Annotated in this window: 15 protein-coding genes and 1 tRNA gene; 10 read left to right on the forward strand and 6 right to left on the reverse strand. The window is 67.5% G+C overall.

Translation table 11 applies throughout. The annotated features are described in order from the left end of the window. Positions 1-4 precede the first annotated feature (4 nt). Together ACZ5IK_RS01265 and ACZ5IK_RS01270 are read right to left on the reverse strand one after the other, a co-directional pair. Entirely contained in the window at positions 5-1,456 is a 1,452-nt protein-coding gene (locus ACZ5IK_RS01265) for an alpha,alpha-trehalose-phosphate synthase (UDP-forming) (RefSeq protein ID WP_465486038.1), read from the reverse strand. Between the two features lie 82 nt (positions 1,457-1,538). Beyond that, positions 1,539-3,104: a threonine/serine exporter family protein gene (locus ACZ5IK_RS01270; RefSeq protein ID WP_465486039.1), complete on the reverse strand. Its 1,566-nt coding sequence runs from the start codon at positions 3,102-3,104 to the stop codon at positions 1,539-1,541. A gap of 173 nt (positions 3,105-3,277) precedes the next feature. On the opposite strand from ACZ5IK_RS01270, the gene ACZ5IK_RS01275 reads away from it, so the two are divergent. The 3 genes from ACZ5IK_RS01275 (at position 3,278) to ACZ5IK_RS01285 (ending at position 6,021) form a co-directional block, all read left to right on the forward strand. Then, positions 3,278-4,849 carry an alkaline phosphatase D family protein gene (locus ACZ5IK_RS01275; protein WP_465486040.1) on the forward strand — a complete coding sequence of 524 codons (1,572 nt, stop codon included), beginning with the start codon at positions 3,278-3,280 and terminating at the stop codon, positions 4,847-4,849. A gap of 46 nt (positions 4,850-4,895) precedes the next feature. Then, positions 4,896-4,968 (forward strand) — tRNA-Thr (locus tag ACZ5IK_RS01280). Positions 4,969-5,316: 348 nt separating this feature from the next. Next, positions 5,317-6,021, forward strand: a complete 705-nt coding sequence (locus tag ACZ5IK_RS01285) for a GAF domain-containing protein (RefSeq protein WP_465486041.1) — start codon at positions 5,317-5,319, stop codon at positions 6,019-6,021. Between the two features lie 78 nt (positions 6,022-6,099). On the opposite strand, the gene ACZ5IK_RS01290 is transcribed toward ACZ5IK_RS01285, so the two are convergent. After that, entirely contained in the window at positions 6,100-6,438 is a 339-nt protein-coding gene (locus tag ACZ5IK_RS01290; RefSeq protein WP_465486042.1) for a MerR family transcriptional regulator, read from the reverse strand. Positions 6,439-7,237: 799 nt separating this feature from the next. On the opposite strand from ACZ5IK_RS01290, the gene ACZ5IK_RS01295 reads away from it, so the two are divergent. Continuing rightward, entirely contained in the window at positions 7,238-7,489 is a 252-nt protein-coding gene (locus ACZ5IK_RS01295; protein ID WP_465486043.1) for a hypothetical protein, read from the forward strand. Here the strand turns inward: ACZ5IK_RS01295 and ACZ5IK_RS01300 are convergent. After that, positions 7,468-7,884: an STAS domain-containing protein gene (locus ACZ5IK_RS01300; protein ID WP_465486044.1), complete on the reverse strand. Its 417-nt coding sequence runs from the start codon at positions 7,882-7,884 to the stop codon at positions 7,468-7,470. The genes ACZ5IK_RS01295 and ACZ5IK_RS01300 overlap by 22 nt on opposite strands. A gap of 660 nt (positions 7,885-8,544) precedes the next feature. Between ACZ5IK_RS01300 and ACZ5IK_RS01305 the strand changes: the two genes are divergently transcribed. Next, entirely contained in the window at positions 8,545-9,732 is a 1,188-nt protein-coding gene (locus tag ACZ5IK_RS01305) for an AI-2E family transporter (RefSeq protein WP_465486045.1), read from the forward strand. Continuing rightward, the gene (locus tag ACZ5IK_RS01310; protein WP_465486046.1) at positions 9,729-10,784 is read left to right on the forward strand and encodes a fatty acid desaturase family protein; all 1,056 of its coding nucleotides are present in this window, start codon (positions 9,729-9,731) and stop codon (positions 10,782-10,784) included. Before ACZ5IK_RS01305 ends, ACZ5IK_RS01310 begins: the two co-directional genes overlap by 4 nt. A 7-nt stretch (positions 10,785-10,791) precedes the next feature. Here ACZ5IK_RS01310 and ACZ5IK_RS01315 read toward each other — a convergent pair whose 3' ends face one another. Continuing rightward, positions 10,792-11,178 carry an HPF/RaiA family ribosome-associated protein gene (locus ACZ5IK_RS01315; protein WP_465486047.1) on the reverse strand — a complete coding sequence of 129 codons (387 nt, stop codon included), beginning with the start codon at positions 11,176-11,178 and terminating at the stop codon, positions 10,792-10,794. 261 nt (positions 11,179-11,439) lie between these two features. Here ACZ5IK_RS01315 and ACZ5IK_RS01320 point away from each other — a divergent pair, with 261 nt between their 5' ends. Further along, entirely contained in the window at positions 11,440-11,934 is a 495-nt protein-coding gene (locus ACZ5IK_RS01320; protein WP_465486048.1) for a DUF5994 family protein, read from the forward strand. A gap of 6 nt (positions 11,935-11,940) precedes the next feature. On the opposite strand, the gene ACZ5IK_RS01325 is transcribed toward ACZ5IK_RS01320, so the two are convergent. Then, positions 11,941-12,606, reverse strand: coding sequence for a helix-turn-helix domain-containing protein (locus tag ACZ5IK_RS01325; protein WP_465486049.1), 666 nt, complete (start codon positions 12,604-12,606; stop codon positions 11,941-11,943). Positions 12,607-12,755: 149 nt separating this feature from the next. Between ACZ5IK_RS01325 and ACZ5IK_RS01330 the strand changes: the two genes are divergently transcribed. The 3 genes from ACZ5IK_RS01330 (at position 12,756) to ACZ5IK_RS01340 (ending at position 15,381) form a co-directional block, all read left to right on the forward strand. Beyond that, a complete protein-coding gene (locus ACZ5IK_RS01330; protein WP_465486050.1) occupies positions 12,756-13,628 on the forward strand; it encodes an FG-GAP repeat domain-containing protein in 873 nt (290 codons plus the stop codon). A 149-nt stretch (positions 13,629-13,777) separates the two neighbouring features. Further along, complete coding sequence (locus ACZ5IK_RS01335; protein WP_465486051.1) at positions 13,778-14,569, forward strand: ArsR/SmtB family transcription factor; 792 nt, start codon at positions 13,778-13,780, stop codon at positions 14,567-14,569. A gap of 41 nt (positions 14,570-14,610) precedes the next feature. Then, the gene (locus ACZ5IK_RS01340; RefSeq protein ID WP_465486052.1) at positions 14,611-15,381 is read left to right on the forward strand and encodes a DUF3800 domain-containing protein; all 771 of its coding nucleotides are present in this window, start codon (positions 14,611-14,613) and stop codon (positions 15,379-15,381) included. The last annotated feature ends 237 nt before the right edge of the window (positions 15,382-15,618 follow it).

Consider the following 15,618-nt stretch of genomic DNA (forward strand, 5'->3'; position numbering starts at 1 on the left):
AGTCTCAGTCCGTCGATTCTCCGCCGAGCGCCTGGAGGAACGAGCGCGCCCATCGGTCGACATCGTGCGTGAGGACCTGTCGACGCATGGCGCGCATACGGCGGCGTCCCTCTGCGGGGTCGAGCGTAATGGCAGTCTCCAGGGCGTTCTTCACCCCGTCCAGGTCATGCGGGTTGACCAGGAGCGCACTGGTCAGCTCGGCCGCGGCGCCGGCGAACTCGGACAGCACGAGCGAGCCGCCGAGGTCGTGGCGGCAGGCGACGTACTCCTTGCAGACGAGGTTCATCCCGTCACGCAGGGGAGTGACCACCATGACATCGGCCGCCGAGAAGAACGCGGCCAGTTCCGTCCGGTTCACGGACTGATGCAGATAATGCACGACCGGGTGACCCACGCGGGCGAATTCGCCATTGATCCGCCCGACCATCTGCTCGATGTCGCCGCGCATCCGCTGGTAGTGCTCGACGCGCTCGCGGCTGGGCGTGGCCAGCTGGACGAACGTGACGTCCTCCGGGCGGACGCGGCCTTCGTGCAGCAACTCGTGCAGGGCCTGCAGCCGCAGGTCGATGCCCTTCGTGTAGTCAAGCCTGTCTACGCCGAGCAGGACCTTCTTCGGATTGCCCAGATCACGCCGCAACTGGGCGGCGCGTTCGGCGACGCCCTTGGTCTTGGCGAGTTTGTCGAGACCGACGGCGTCGATGGAGATCGGGAACGCGCCGACCCGCACCGTCCGGTCGCCGACCTGCATCAGGCCGGGACGGGTGCGGATGCCGACCGCGCCGCGGCTGGATTCGAGACCGGCCAGCTGCCTGGCGAGCCAGAGGAAGTTCTGTGCGCCACCCGGTCGGTGGAATCCGACGAGGTCGGCGCCGACCAGGCCGCGGACGATCTCGGTCCGCCACGGCATCTGCATGAACAACTCGACCGGGGGAAACGGGATGTGCAGGAAGAACCCGATCCGGAGATCAGGGCGCAGTTCGCGCAGCATCGCCGGGACCAGCTGGAGCTGGTAGTCCTGGATCCACACGGTCGCGCCCTCGGCGGCCACCTTCGCGCTCGCCTCGGCGAAGCGCCGGTTCACCCGGACGTAGGACTCCCACCAGCTCCGGTCGAACACCGGCCGCGCCACCACATCGTGGTAAAGCGGCCAGAGCGTCGCGTTCGAGAAGCCCTCGTAGTAGTCGCGGACGTCGTCCGAAGTCAGGGAGACCGGGTGCAGGACCAGGCCGTCGTCGTCGAATTCCTCGACCTCGACGTCGGGTACACCCGGCCAGCCGACCCAGGCGCCCTTGCGGGACCGCAGGAACGGTTCGAGCGCCGACACCAGCCCGCCGGGGCTCGCCGTCCAGCGTCTGCTCCCGTCGGCGGTCCGTTCGAGGTCCACCGGGAGCCGGTTCGCCACCACCACGAAATCCGCGGATGCCGTTCTGCCCGTCTCGGAGTTCACTTCGTCCACCAGCCGCTCCCTCGAAATCGCGGGTCGCTGCCCTAGGGAAGGACCCTATCGCGAGCTCGCGAGACGGCCGGTCGTCGCGCGATCACTCCAAGCGTCGCTCGGCGGGTTCCATCGGCCCCGCCATCCGCGGCCCGGCGAACTTGCGTTCGAGCCTGCCGAGCCCCGTGCGCACCGGCTGCGCCAGGTACTCGCCGAGGACCACACCCGCTGCCAGGGCAAGCCCGATCGCGACCGCGGTCATCAGCGTCGAGATGTTCCCGCCCTGTTCGACGCCCAATTGGTATAGACCACGATAGGTGGAGAGGCCCGGAAGGAGGGGCGTGATGCCGGACACAGCCACCACGAGCGGGGTCACCTTGAGCCGCCTGGCGAGCACGCCGCCGCAGAAACCCACCAGCGTCGCGGCCATCGCGGACGAGCTGACCGCCTCGAAATCGGTCAGCATCAGCGCGCCGTACACCGCGCCGCCGATCGCCCCCGCCGCTCCCGCGACGATCATCGCGCGCATCGTCGAATACGACGCGAGCGCGAAGCAGGCGGACGCGCCGATGCTGCCGACGACGATGATCGGAAGTTGTTGCGGCGTCGAGGAGACCACTTCGGGCAGCGGTGTCAGCGGCAGGCCGAGCAGCAAGGCGATCTTGAGGGCGAGCACCACGCCCGCGATCAGCCCGGCACTCATCAGCGCGGTTTCCATCGTGCGCCCGGCCGCCGTGACGTAATAGCCGGTGATGGCGTCCTGCACGGCGGAAACCGTGGAGAGACCGGACAGCAGCACGGTGACGGCCGCGGCGACGACCAGCGTGGGTTTGTTCGTGGTGAGCAGGTTGCTGCTGACTATCGCCATCGCGGACAGGGTCGCGACCAGGCCGCCGATCACCTGCTGGAAGAAGAACGGCAGCGCGAAGCGGTTCAGGAAGCGGCCGAGCCGGTCGATGACGGCACTGATCACCATCGCGACCAGCGCGACGTCGATGCTGCCGCCGAGGATCAGGGTGATGAACCCGGCCAACCCGCCCCAGGCGGCCGTGGCCACCCAACGGGGGTACGGGTGCGGCGCGGTCGTGATCCGCTGGAGTTCCTGCTGGGCCTCTTCGGCGCCGATGTTCCCGCGGACGATCCTGCGGACCAGCGTCTCCGTCTGGGTGAGCCGCGTGTAGTCGAGACTGCGCGAACGGACCACGCGCAGCGCCGTCACCGGCGCCATGTCGGTGCCGCGGTGGCAGGTGACCGTGATCGACGTGAAGATCACGTCGACCTCGCAGTGCGGGAGACCGAGCGCGGAGGTCAGCGCGATGATCGTCGCCGTGACGTCGGAAGCGCCGGCGCCGCTCGACATCTGGACCTCGCCGATGCGCAGCGCGAGATCCAGGACGAAGTTGACAGTCGAGTCGTCGGGCGGCTTCGGACCCATCGCCTCGTCGCCGTCGACGGCGGGCTGCTCGGCCGTCGGGGCTTCGAGGATCTGCCAGGCGCGACGCCGCAACAGGTTCGGCCGGTGCGAACGAGCCTGGTGGATCGATCGCTCACCGTCACGCTGACGCGGGGCTTCCAGTAACCATTCGCCACGTTCGGGTGTTTCGTCCTGGTTCCTGTCGTCACCGCGTCTGCCGCTCTGGGCCCCCTTGGTGTGCTCGTTGATCTTCATGATCGATCCACCTCCTCACTCGGTTCGTAGGGTTGTGCGGTCCGTTGTTTCAAAGGACTTTCCCGAGGACCATCGGGCCCGGCGGCCTGACCGTTGCAGGTAACCCGAAGTGGCGTCCACCACGTCCGATGAAGATCATCGCGGCCCCGCCGGTTTACGGCACACTTCATGCCATGGCGTCCTCTGTGAGCAGGCGTTCCGTCCTTCGCGCGGCCGGTGTGACAGCGGCCGGAACAGCGGCCACGTTCACCCTTTCGGGTGCATCTAACGGGGCGGAGAGCCCGGTTTTCGCGCACGGCGTGGCCTCGGGCGACCCGATGCCCGATTCGGTGCTCCTCTGGACCCGGGTCACGCCCTCGGCCGAGGCCGTTCCGGGATCCGGAAAAGGGCCGTCGGCGGACGTCCGGTGGGAGGTGGCCGAGGACGCCGGATTCGCGCACGTCGTGGCTCGCGGTCACGCCCGGACCGGACCCGAACGCGACCACACGGTGAAAGTGACGGCGGGCGGGCTCTGCGCGTCGACGGCGTACTACTACCGGTTCACGTCGCGCGGGAAGGTCTCGCAGATCGGGCGGACGCGCACCGCTCCCGCGCACGAAGACGACGTCGCGAGGCTGCGGTTCGGCGTGGTCTCGTGTGCGAACTGGGCTGTCGGTCACTTCGCCCCCTACGGCTATCTGGCCGGCCGCGACGATCTTGACGCCTTCCTTCACCTGGGTGACTACCTCTACGAAGGGAATCCCAATCCTGCGAACGATCTCCGGCCCTCGGTACCGCCCAACGAGTTGATCACCCTCGCGGACTACCGGCAACGCCACGCGATGTACAAGACCGACGAACACCTCCGGCGGCTGCACGCCCGCCATCCGATGGTCGCGACCTGGGACGATCACGAGGCCGCGGACAACGCTTGGTCCGGCGGGTCGCCGTCACACGATCCGGCGACGGAAGGCAGTTGGCGCGACCGGATGCGGGCGGCGCACCAGGCGTACTTCGAATGGATGCCGGTGCGGCATCGCGGTGACCGGCTGTACCGGCGGCTGAAGTTCGGGAAGCTGGCAGACCTCACCATGCTGGACTTGCGGTCCTACCGGACCGAGCAACCCGGTCCGGCGGCGGAGCCGGACGGCACGATCCTCGGCGCCGAGCAGCGGCAGTGGTTCCTGGAGGGCCTGGCGCGCGGGACGGCGTCGTGGAACGTGATCGGGAATTCGGTGATGGTCACGCCGATCAAGGTCCCCGCGCTGCCCACCCGCGAACAACTCGCGCTCGGCGACCTCCTCGACGGCCAGCCGACGACGGTGAACACCGACCAATGGGACGGCTACACCGCCGACCGCCGCCGGGTGCTGGACGCCATCGCCGCGCAAGGCCGCGGCAACACGGTGTTCCTGACCGGCGACGTCCACTCGTCGTGGGCGAACGACGTGCCGCGGGACGGGACGAGCGTCGCGGTCGAGTTCGTCTGCCCGTCGGTCACCTCGGACAACATCGACGAGCAACTCGGCGTCCCGCCGCGGACCGGCTCCCTGAAGGTCGAGGCCGCGATCCGCGCGCTGAACCCGCACGTGCGTTTCGTGGAACTCGACTCGCACGGCCCCGGCGTCCTCGAAGTGACGCCGGACGCCGTCCGGATGACCTGGTGCTACGTCGCCGACCGCCGCGACCCGGCGACCGCGGTGACGTTCGCGCACGCCTTCCGGACGGTGGCCGGGGAACCCTGGGTGCGCCCTGCGAACGGCTGAGCGGGCGCCGATATACTGGGTGTGCCTGGGGGTGACTCCGGGCAAGGCCGCTATAGCTCAGCTGGTAGAGCATCTGTCTTGTAAACAGAAGGTCAGGGGTTCGAGCCCCCTTGGCGGCTCCCTTTCGAATGATCGTCGACCTGTCCGTCGAGGGCCTGAGGCAGTAGTCGCGTCAGCTCTCTTCGGCGGTGGCGCTACAATGAGTCACGTATCGTGAGGCCGTTCAGACTGTATGGAACCTGTCGGAATGTGGCCTTGGGCGGGCCACCGAAAATGAGGCGAGCCGAGCACCTGCCAGCGGGCATGACGTGCCCCTCCGCGGGGTGAATTGCTCCTGAGCTCGCCGGTGATTGGGTCCTCGTCACCGCGGTTGAGGAATCCACTCGACAGGCGACTCCGATGCGTGACACCAAAACCAGCTCCGCCGCCGCGACGGTGCCTCATCTGGCAGACCTCGTGGTGGGGGTGTGACACCACCCGATGACCTCGAGACCGTTCTGGCTCACCTGCACCGCGCGGCCGCTGACGGGCAGCACCTCGGCGCCATCGCCTCCCTGCGCATCGCCGTGCTTCTCGGTCTGGATGTGCTGACCATCGACCTGATCAACGTCACCGGAACCCTGGAATTGGTGTGGTGCGACCCCGCCGAAGGGCCAGGGCCCGAGCTGGACGACCTGCAATTCACCCTCGGTGACGGTCCCACTCTGGAAGCCGTCCAGCACGGCTACACGGTGACCGAACCCGATCTGGTCGCCACCGACCAGGCCCGCTGGCCGTTGTTCCTGCCCGCCGCGATGCAGAGCCCCGCCCGAGCCGTCATCGCCGCCCCGCTCCGAGCCCGCGGCAGGACCATCGGAGCTCTTACCGGTTACCGCGCCACCTCCGGCGCCATGACCTCATCGCAAGCTCGGGATTTCCATCGTGTCCGGCAAGGGCTGCTGCCCCTTCTCTTGCGGAGCGCGCAGAACTCGGCCACTGGTGACTCCGGCCTCCGCCGCTACCGCGAAGAAGTCCAGCAAGCCGCCGCCTTCCTCGCCGCCGGCCTCGCCATCCCGCCTGAGCAGGCACTCGCCCGATTACGCGCACGCGCCTTCTGTCACGACCGCTCCCTGACCGACATGGCCCGTGAAGCGCTCACCCATCGCCTGCGACTGGACGACCACAACTTCTAGGCCACCGAACAGTGAAGCGGAGAACCCGCGGATCAGGGTGTGCCGCGACGTCGTGGCGGCACACCTGGCCCGGCGGGGTTATTCGTTGGCGCGGAGTTCGGTGTTCTGGCGTTGGGATTCGTGGAGCTGGTCTTCGAGGGAGACGATGCGGCAGGCGGCGTCCACGGCGGTGCCCTGGTCGACCAGTTCCCGCACGCGTGCGGCGATGCGCAACTGGTGGCGGGAGTAGCGGCGGTGCCCGCCCGCCGAGCGCTGCGGTGTGATCAGCCCGGCTTCGTCGATGCTGCGCAGGAAGTTCTGGGTGGCGCCCAGCATGTCCGCGGCTCGGCCCATCGTGTAGGCGGGGTAGTGGTCGTCGTCGAACTTGTCGGCCCCGTCGGAAACGGTGGCGGGGGTCTCGCGTTGGTCAGGAATCATTCCACCTCCACATCACAAGGGACCCCGGGCGCCAGTGCGGCGTCCGGGGTCCCAGGGGTTGGGTTTCACCATTGTCTACCGGCCGTGAGGCCGGTGTCCTGCATCCGCGGTGTCCGTCCGAGAGGCGGACGACGCGGAGATCGCTGATTCGTAACCGAGAACCACCTTCCAATCCGATGACCCTGCGGTACCCGCGCGGCACTACTGCCCAGCCGCTGCGGGCGATCCAATGATGTTCCCTGTCCCTTCTTTCCTGTGTTTCTCTCTTGCCGGGTACTGCCTGTACTGCGATTTCCTGGGGCGTCACCGGCTGGAACCCTTCCACTGATCGGTCCCAGCACGCGTCACGCCGCTGGTCACTGCCCGGAGCCCCGTCGGTGATCGGCTCCGGCCACCTGACCGGTACTGCACCTACTGACTTGCCACTGCATTACTGCACTTGCTACTTACTGCACTTGCCACTGCTTACTGCACTACTTCGCCGGGATCGGCCTTGCTGCTTACGTCTTCACTCCTCGATCCCGGTACTTCTCCGGTCACCAGCCGAAACCTGTTCACTGATTGGCTTCGTCCTGCCTGACCGCCTTGTCTCACTTCGCGGGTAGTTCCGTCATCTCCCGCGCCTGCTTGACGTTGTCTCTCTCGGTACAAGGAGAACAGTACACACACCCGAGGTTGAATGTCTACCCCCGCCACCATAGATTTGCTCTTGCCGCGGCGTGGAAGAATGTCTGCGCGGCGGATCCGCAGGTCAACGCGGGGTGGCGATGGGTGACATCACTCGAAAGGGCAGACCGGAATGACCGACTCGACCGCGCGGCAGGATCCGTTCGGCCTGACCGGGGTGCGCGACCACCAGGAGTACGCCGACGCGCTCAAACGCCTGCTAGATCAGGGGCGCCGCGAACGCTGCGTCGCGTTGCTGTCGGAGACCGAGGCCCATGTCGTGGCGGAACTGCTGGGCCAGTACGCCCTCCACGACCCCGCCGGGCATCTCAACCAGCTCGCCGCCACCCTCGCCGCACGCCTCTACAGTCGCCTCGGCGCCTGAACCCCCAGTCCGGTCGGTGTGCGGGGCCGCTGGGTCTTCCCGGATGGTGAGCGGTCTTCGTCGCCGGTTCTGGCAGGCGAGGCGACGGCCGCCGAGCGTGAGCTGTGGATGATCAGTCGTTCGTGCAGCCGGGTGATCTGCAGTGGCCGCCAGACCGCGCGCGTGGTGGCGACCAGCCGGAGGTCGGTGTGCGGGGCGGCTTGCCGCTGGGCGGCGAGGAGGACCTCCAACCCGGTGGAGTTCAAGAACCGGACGAGGCTCAGGTCCACGATCAACCGTCGCGGCCGGTGGCTCAACGCCGCCTCGATCGCTTGGCGTGCCGCGGGGGCGGTGTGCAGGTCCAGGTCGCCGTCGACGACGAGCACCACCGCCCGGCCGAGACGTTCCACCGTCACGGCCAAAGGGGGAGAACGGTGCGCCCGAGCCTCGTGGACGTCGTCGGGTTCCTCGATGGCCGCGCGAACGGCACCGAGGTTCGTCCTGTCTGCCGAGGTTGCGTCAAGCGGCGCGCGGCCCGCCTTCAGGCGATGCGACCGGCGAAGATCGAGCGTTATGAGTTTCACGATCCAGGCTCCAGACCAGGCCGTCATCGCTGAAGCTCGGCGTGCGGAAGATCGGGCGCACGGCAGAGGGACAGATGCGGCCAGTGTGACGGTCGATCGTCGCGAGGGCGGTGTCTGGGCACTCCGGCGCTGTCGTCGGCCAGTCTACGCGCCGACCAGGCCAAAGAACCTGTTCCCGGACCGTTTTCGGGTCGGAGGTACCGGTCTCGCATCGGCGGGCCCGGCACCGGGCTCAGGGTCTACGCTGGCCAGTGTCATCCGATCGGCCGCCCGGAATCCGCGGAACGGATCGTGGCGTGTCCGGTTTCGCCCGGGACCCTGGCGTCGCAGGCTCGAATCGCTTGCTCTGCCAAGGAGTCGTCATGGGCATTCTCGCTGATCGTCGGTACACATGGTGATTCTCGAAGTCCTTTGTGGACTCTCCGCGAGGTGTGCGGACGAGTTCCGCTGACAGGGCCGGCAAGCCGTCCGCAGCGCACGAGAGGCCCGCTCATGGCCGATCCCCGGCACGAGCCGGAAGTTCCCGATGACGCCCGGCCGGTGGTGCCGCGCCTGTTGCGGGTGGCCGCGGAGCTGGGGTGGCGGCTGCTCGTCGTCGGCGCGACCCTTTACCTGCTGGGGCTGGCCCTCGGCTACCTCGCCGCGGTGGTCGTGCCGGTGTCGATCGCCCTCCTGCTGGCCGCGATGCTGGCCCCGGCGGTGACCTTCCTCGTCCGTCACCGGATCCCTCGCGGCCTCGCCGTCGTGATGGTCCTGATCGGCGGGCTCGCGGTGCTGGGCGGCCTGCTGACCTTCGTGGTGCTCACCTTCGTCAACGGGCTTCCCGCCTTGCGGGTCCAGCTGACGAAGAGTGTCGACGCCGTGGCGAACTGGCTCACCACCGGTCCGCTCCACCTCAGCGCCGCGCAGCTGCGCGATTCGGTCAACGAGCTGGTGACCACGCTGACCAACTCCCAGACCGGGTTCACCGCCGGCGCGCTGACCACGGCCGCCACCGTCGGCGGCGTGCTGGCGCAGGCGTTGCTCGTGTTGTTCGTCTTGATCTTCCTGCTCGCGGACGGGCCGGGGATCTGGACGTTCCTGTTGCGTGCGGTGCCCGCCGGAACGCGGACCCGGGCCGACGTCGCCGGGCGGCGAAGCCTGGCCGCGCTCGTCAGTTACGTACGCGCGACGATCGCGGTGGCCACGGTGGACGCGGTCGGCATCGGTATCGGCATGGCCGTACTGGGTGTCCCGCTGGCCATTCCCTTGTCGGCGCTGGTGTTCCTCGGCGCGTTCGTGCCGATCATCGGCTCGGTCGTGGTGGGCACGGTCGCGGTCCTGATCGCGCTGGTCTCCAACGGGCTCGTCCCGGCGCTGATCCTGCTCGGCGTCGTTCTCGTCGTCCAGCAACTGGAAAGCCATCTGCTGCAACCGATTCTGCTCGGCCGGGCGGTGAGGCTCCACCCGCTCGCGGTGGTGCTCGCCATCGCGACCGGGCTGCTCGTCGGCGGTATCGCCGGGGCGCTGCTGGCCGTTCCCCTCTTGGCGGTGCTCAACTCCGCCATCCGGTCTTTGCGCAGCGAGGCCGACGAACACGTCGATCCGGCCGACGTCCACGCGAGCAGGCCCGCGGAGTCCGGCCCGCCCGAACCCGGCCTCGACCGGGAACCCGAACTACGGCAAGGAGATCCCCCGTGACCACGACGACCCGAGAACTCGATCGAGCCCAGGTGGAGCTCATCGGCAAGGAACTGGATTCGCTGCGCCAGCGGGTGGTGGCGGATCTCGGCGCGGAGGACGCCGACTACATCCGCCGGGTCGTCGCGGTGCAACGGCTCAGCGAGGTTTCGGGCCGGGTGCTCCTGTTCGCGGGCTGGTTCCCGCCCGCGTGGTTCGCCGGTGTGGGCGCGCTGGCGTTGTCGAAGATCTTGGACAACATGGAGATCGGGCACAACGTCCTGCACGGTCAGTACGACTGGATGAAGGACCCGACGCTGAACTCGCGGACCTTCGAATGGGACATGGTCTGCCCCAGCGAACAGTGGCGCAGCTCGCACAACTTCATGCACCACACCTACACCAACATCCTCGACAAGGATCGCGACGTCGGTTACGGCATCATCCGGATCACCGAAGACCAGAAGTGGAATCCTTACTACCTCGGCAATCCGCTCTACGCGGCCGCGCAGGCACTGTTCTTCGAGTACGGGATCATGCTGCACGACCTCGAAGCGGACCGGATCGTGCAAGGTCGCCGGTCCTGGGCGGACGTCCGCCCGTTGCTCGGCCCGATGCTGCGCAAGGTGGCGCGGCAGGCGGGCAAGGACTACGTGCTCTTCCCCGCGCTGACCGGTCCGCTGTTCCCGGTGACCCTGGCGGCGAACGTCAGCGCGAACCTGATCCGCAACCTCTGGGCCTTCTCGATCATCTTCTGCGGTCATTTTCCCGACGGTGCCGAGGTTTTCACCGAGGAGGAGAGCGAGAACGAGAGCAAGGGGCAGTGGTACCTGCGCCAGATGCTCGGCTCCGCGAACATCACCGGAAGCCCGCTTTTCCACCTGCTGTCCGGGAACCTCAGCCACCAGATCGAACATCACCTGTTCCCGGACATCCCGTCCCGCCGCTATCCGCGGATCGCCGCGGAGGTCCGCGCGGTCTGCGAGAAGCACGATCTGCCCTACAACACCGGCTCCCTGTCGAAGCAACTCGGCTCGGTCGTTCGCAAGATCTTCCGTCTCGCTTTGCCGTGACCCGCTGTCACGCTCCTGAGGCGGGCGGGGCCGGGGTTTGCCGCAGCGCGCGGTTGTGGCGTGGTTCGGTGCGGGTTTTCGCGTGGTCGACCTGGCGGATCATGTCGGTGCGGACCTCGTTGAGGGCAACCGGCAGGTCCGGTGCGGACGAACCGGCCACCAAGTGCACGCCGGGCAGGCGGTGGATCCGGCATTCGAGGGTGAGCTGCTGCCCTGTGCCGTGCCGGTCTTTGACGCTGATTTCGAGATCGACCTGGCCTTCGTGGAAGGAGCGCAGCCTGGAACCGAGCGCGGCCAGCCTTTCGGCGACCCAATCGTGTTCGGAGGCGGAGAATCCGGTGCCGAGACGGAGCCGTTCGACGATCAGGCTCTGGTCCTGCCGGTCGGCGGTCATGTCGTCTTCTTCCCGTTGGTCGAAAATAAACAGTCCTCAGTGGACTGAGTCTCGTTCTTTCTCACGCGGGTGGCCGGATACAGCCCACTGTACGCCGATTTCCGTGGCGGAATCCGGAGCAGGTGAATTATTGCCGCGCTGCCACGCGATTTCCTCTGTACAATGGAAACGCCGAGAGTATTCCGCGCGTCGGAGAACGACCGATGTCACTTTCTGTTCTTCACCGACGCCGGCCCTCCTGGCCGGAGACCGGAGCCGAATATGCGTGCCGACGCCCGCACCCCGGAAACCGCCGAACGGCTGAGGCTCAAGCCCCGCAACTCGGAGAGCGGTTTCGTCGACGGCGCCTGGTGGCCGCGGTCGCGTGACCTGACGACAGAGGTGCCCGAACTCACCACCGCGCTCAACGGCCGGATCGGTCCGGTGTGGCGGGTGGCGTTCCCGCCGTCGGGCTGGGCGGTCACGGTCCGCGAGCTGATCTGCCAGGGGAGGCTGGTCAAACTGGAGGGAATCGACTCGCAGAACGTCCACGTCGTGCACGTGACCGGTGGGAACATGCGCCGGGTCACTCTCCTGGTCGTCCCGCCGGAGGCGGACCCCGCCGCCGCCGAGGGAGTGCTGGTGGCGGCCTCCGGGCAGAACAGTGTGGCAGGCCCGGAGGCACTCCTCGACGAGTTCGGCGCGCGGCCCGCTCCGGAAAACGCCCTCGCCCGCTGGGAATCCGAGGGCGGGCATGGTGACGTCGCCGGAATATGACGACGTCTACGACCTGGCGCTCCCTTGACGGCTCAAGAGCGGATTCCGCCGGTCTTGCTCATCCGGCGTGGGCTGGTTCACGAGCGCCGCACTGAGGGTGCGGGCGGTGCGGGCGACGGCGTCGGACACGCCGCCTGGCGGCCGCGGCACGGCGATCACGGCCGCGATCGAACCGACCGTTTCACCCGTCGGCAACCTGACCGACGCTTCGGTGACAACGAGGCCGTGCTCGGATTGCCAGTCCGGGGAGAAGTGGCCGGTACGTTGCGGCACGGTCGATCCCGGCCGTAGCAGGAGATCGTGCTCCGGCCGGATGAGGCTGGCGGCGGCGATCAGGATGCGCCCGTCACAGGGGACGGCGAGTACCGAACTGGCCCGGGTGGCCGCGGCCAGCCCTCGGAGCTGTCCGCGGGCGAGCTCCAGCAGTCGTGGATACGGCTGCCACGACTGGCCGAGCCGGAATGCCTGCACGCCGACGCGATAGCGGTTCTCGCTGCGTTGGACAACCTCCAGTTCGGTCAATTGCTCGAGTAATCGGTGTACGGTCGCTTTCGGGAGCGAGCAGGAATTGGCCAGCTGGGTCAATCCCGCTTCACCTTGATGTCGTATCAGTGCATCCAATAGGGTGAAAGCGCCGACAAGGACACTTCTGGGTCTTTTCTTTGTCTCCATTGAAATCCCCTCCCTCGGTCCGTCAGGTGGAACCCTGACTGACAATGCGGTGCCGCCGGTGTCAGACTGCAACTGCCCCGGTGCTTATCTTCGGCCAAGCGGAGCGAACTGGGAAGAGTGAATTCATCGAACGGAAAGGTTTCCGGAAAATGCGAAGAATTATTCGGCCGGCGGTGGCGCTGGTGGGTCTGCTCGCGGGTCTGCTCGTGGCGCCGACGGTCGCCGGTGCCGATGTCACCGTCACCGCCTCGCCCGCGTCGCAGAAACCCGCCGCGGATTTCGACGGCGACGGATTCGCCGACAAGGCGGTTTGGCGCCCCGGAACCGGTGTCTGGTATGTGATCCGCAGCAGCAACGGCAGTGTGGCGACTCAGCAATGGGGTGTCTCCGGCGACGTGCCGGTGGCCGCGGACTACGACGGCGACCACCGGGCCGACTTCGCCGTGTGGCGGCCGAGCAACGGTATTTGGTACATCATCCAGAGCAGCACCGGTGCCGTGGTGACCCAGCAATGGGGAACGCCCGGCGACATTCCGCTGACCGGCGATTTCAATGGTGACGGCCGCTCGGACTTCACCGTCTGGCGCCCGAGTAACGGCGTCTGGTACGTGCTCGGTATCGCCACGGTGCAGTGGGGTGTGTCCGGTGACGTCCCGGTGTCCGGCGATTTCAACGCGGACGGCAAGGCCGATTTCACCGTCTGGCGCCCCAGTGACGGCGTTTGGTACGCGCGGGGAATCGCGACCCAGCAGTGGGGTGCCGCGGGCGATATTCCGGTGGCGGGTGATTTCAACGCGGACGGACGTGCCGACTTCGCCGTGTGGCGGCCGAGTAACGGCGTTTGGTACGTGCTCGGTATCGCGACCCAGCAGTGGGGCACCGCGGGCGACGTTCCGGTGTCGGGCAATTTCGGCGGTGACCCGCGGGCGGACTTCGTGGTGTGGCGTCCGTCGAACGGCACCTGGTACGGCCTCAACCTGTTCACCACCCAGTGGGGTACGCCGGGAGACATCCCGGTCTGAGCGTCGACGGCGAGAACTTGCCCGATGAAGGAGCCGGGACTTCCCAGTCCCGGCTCCTTCGTTGTCGTGAGGTCGCTCCTTGACATGCAGCCTTTCAGCTGCCTAATCTATAAATGCAGCCGCGAGGCTGCATATCAGGGGAGACCGACATGGACGACGTGTTCAAGGCGCTGGCCGACGCCAGTCGTCGCCGGTTGCTCGACGACCTGAACGCCCGCAACGGACAGACCCTTCGCGAGTTGTGCGCGGGGCTGGACATGGCGCGTCAGTCGGTCAGCAAGCATCTGGCCGTGCTGGAGGCGGCCAATCTGGTGACCACGGTGTGGCGTGGCCGCGAGAAGTTGCACTACGTGAACGCGGAGCCGATCAACGCGATCGCCGAACGCTGGATCGACCGGTACCACCAGGGCCGGGTCGACGCGCTCGCCGACCTCAAGCTGGCATTGGAGCAAGAACCCATGAGCACCAACGAATTCGTCTACACCAGCTACATCAGGACGACGCCGGAGCGCCTCTGGAAGGCGCTGACCGATCCGGTCTTCACCAGGCAGTACTGGGGCTGCGAGTTCACTTCGGACTGGAAGCCCGGGTCGACGATGGCCTGGGAGCAGCTCGGTGTGAAGCTGGAGGATTCCGAACAGATCGTGCTGGAGTCCGATCCGTACCGGCGGCTGTCCTACACCTGGCACACCTTCACCCCGGAGTTCGCCAAGTCGGTGGGGCTCGACGACGACGTGTCGGCGAAGCTGCAGGCCGAGTCGCGGTCGAAGGTGACGTTCGACCTCGAACCGGTCGGCGACACGGTGAAACTGACCGTGGTCCACGACGGTTTCGACCAGGGCAGCACCGCGCTGGAGATGGTCAAGGGCGGCTGGCCGTCGATCCTGTCGAGCCTCAAGACGCTGCTCGAGACCGGTGCGCCGCTGCCTGAACCCGCGTAAGCAGGTCGACGTCGCCGGTCTTGTCGGGCAGTATCCGCAGCGTGCCCCTGGAGATCGCTTGCGACGAGTCCGGGTCCGAGGGCGAGAAACTGATCGGCGGGCAGACCGACGTTTTCGCGCACGCGGGGGTCCGGCTGAGCGGTGAAGAAGCCGCGGATTGCCTGGCCGAGCTGCGGCGCCGGATCCGCTCGCCGGCGGTCGAGTACAAGGCCAACCACCTGCTCCGCACGAAGCACCGGCGGGTCCTCGAATGGTTCCTCGGGTCGCTGGGCCCGGTCCGCGGGCGCGCGCACGTGTACCTCGTGGACAAGAAGCTGCTGCTGACGAACGAACTCCGCGGGCTCCTCGGCCTGGACGTCTCACCGGACGAGGGGCTGCTGGCCGCGTTCAACGACGTGCTGCGGACCCGGAACCGCCGCGATCCGGCGGCGGGATCGTTCTTCGCGCTGGCCGGGGACTCCGGGGAGCTGCGGGCGAAGGTCGCCGAGTTGCGTGACGCCAAGGTCCTCGATCCGCTGGTGCCCGCGGTCCTCCGCGCGGTCGGACGCTGGAGCGAGGACGGCGAGCCGGTCTTTCTCGTCCACGACGAACAGCCGTCGCTCAAGGGGGAACGGCTCGCCGAAATCGAGGCGAGCCCGGGGCTCGCCGGGCTGAAGTTCGTGGACTCGCGGACCGATCCGCGGGTGCAGGTCGCCGACTTCCTGGTCGGTGTCGCCCGGCGGATCGCCGAGGACGAACTGAACGGGAACGGGGACGCGGTCTTGACCGGGTTGCTCGCGCCGTATGTCGACTCGAAGTCGCTCTGGAACTGAGGGCGTGGTCGGGCCTGGTCGTGGCCGCCGGGCAGCCAGGAGACGGAGGGGTGTGGAAATAGGGACACTCGACGTCCCTATTTCCACACACCCCTCACCCCAAGCGACGCCTACCCGCGTCCCGAGAACGACCGACGTCTCAGGCGGACGGAACTGATTCACTCCGTAGTACGCCGAATCGCTCGGGTGGCCGTTGCCCGGCGTGGCTGGCGGCTGGAACTGTCGAGAAGTATTCGA

This window comes from Amycolatopsis sp. NPDC031561 (assembly GCF_055580625.1).

Bases quoted from the DNA above. Each gene is read 5' to 3' on its own strand.
- ACZ5IK_RS01270 (WP_465486039.1), bottom strand. From the start codon at position 3,104: ATGAAGATCAACGAGCACACCAAGGGGGCCCAGAGCGGCAGACGCGGT.
- ACZ5IK_RS01275 (WP_465486040.1), top strand. From the start codon at position 3,278: ATGGCGTCCTCTGTGAGCAGGCGTTCCGTCCTTCGCGCGGCCGGTGTG.
- ACZ5IK_RS01290 (WP_465486042.1), bottom strand. From the start codon at position 6,438: ATGATTCCTGACCAACGCGAGACCCCCGCCACCGTTTCCGACGGGGCC.
- ACZ5IK_RS01295 (WP_465486043.1), top strand. From the start codon at position 7,238: ATGACCGACTCGACCGCGCGGCAGGATCCGTTCGGCCTGACCGGGGTG.
- ACZ5IK_RS01305 (WP_465486045.1), top strand. From the start codon at position 8,545: ATGGCCGATCCCCGGCACGAGCCGGAAGTTCCCGATGACGCCCGGCCG.
- ACZ5IK_RS01315 (WP_465486047.1), bottom strand. From the start codon at position 11,178: ATGACCGCCGACCGGCAGGACCAGAGCCTGATCGTCGAACGGCTCCGT.
- ACZ5IK_RS01320 (WP_465486048.1), top strand. From the start codon at position 11,440: ATGCGTGCCGACGCCCGCACCCCGGAAACCGCCGAACGGCTGAGGCTC.
- ACZ5IK_RS01325 (WP_465486049.1), bottom strand. From the start codon at position 12,606: ATGGAGACAAAGAAAAGACCCAGAAGTGTCCTTGTCGGCGCTTTCACC.
- ACZ5IK_RS01330 (WP_465486050.1), top strand. From the start codon at position 12,756: ATGCGAAGAATTATTCGGCCGGCGGTGGCGCTGGTGGGTCTGCTCGCG.
- ACZ5IK_RS01335 (WP_465486051.1), top strand. From the start codon at position 13,778: ATGGACGACGTGTTCAAGGCGCTGGCCGACGCCAGTCGTCGCCGGTTG.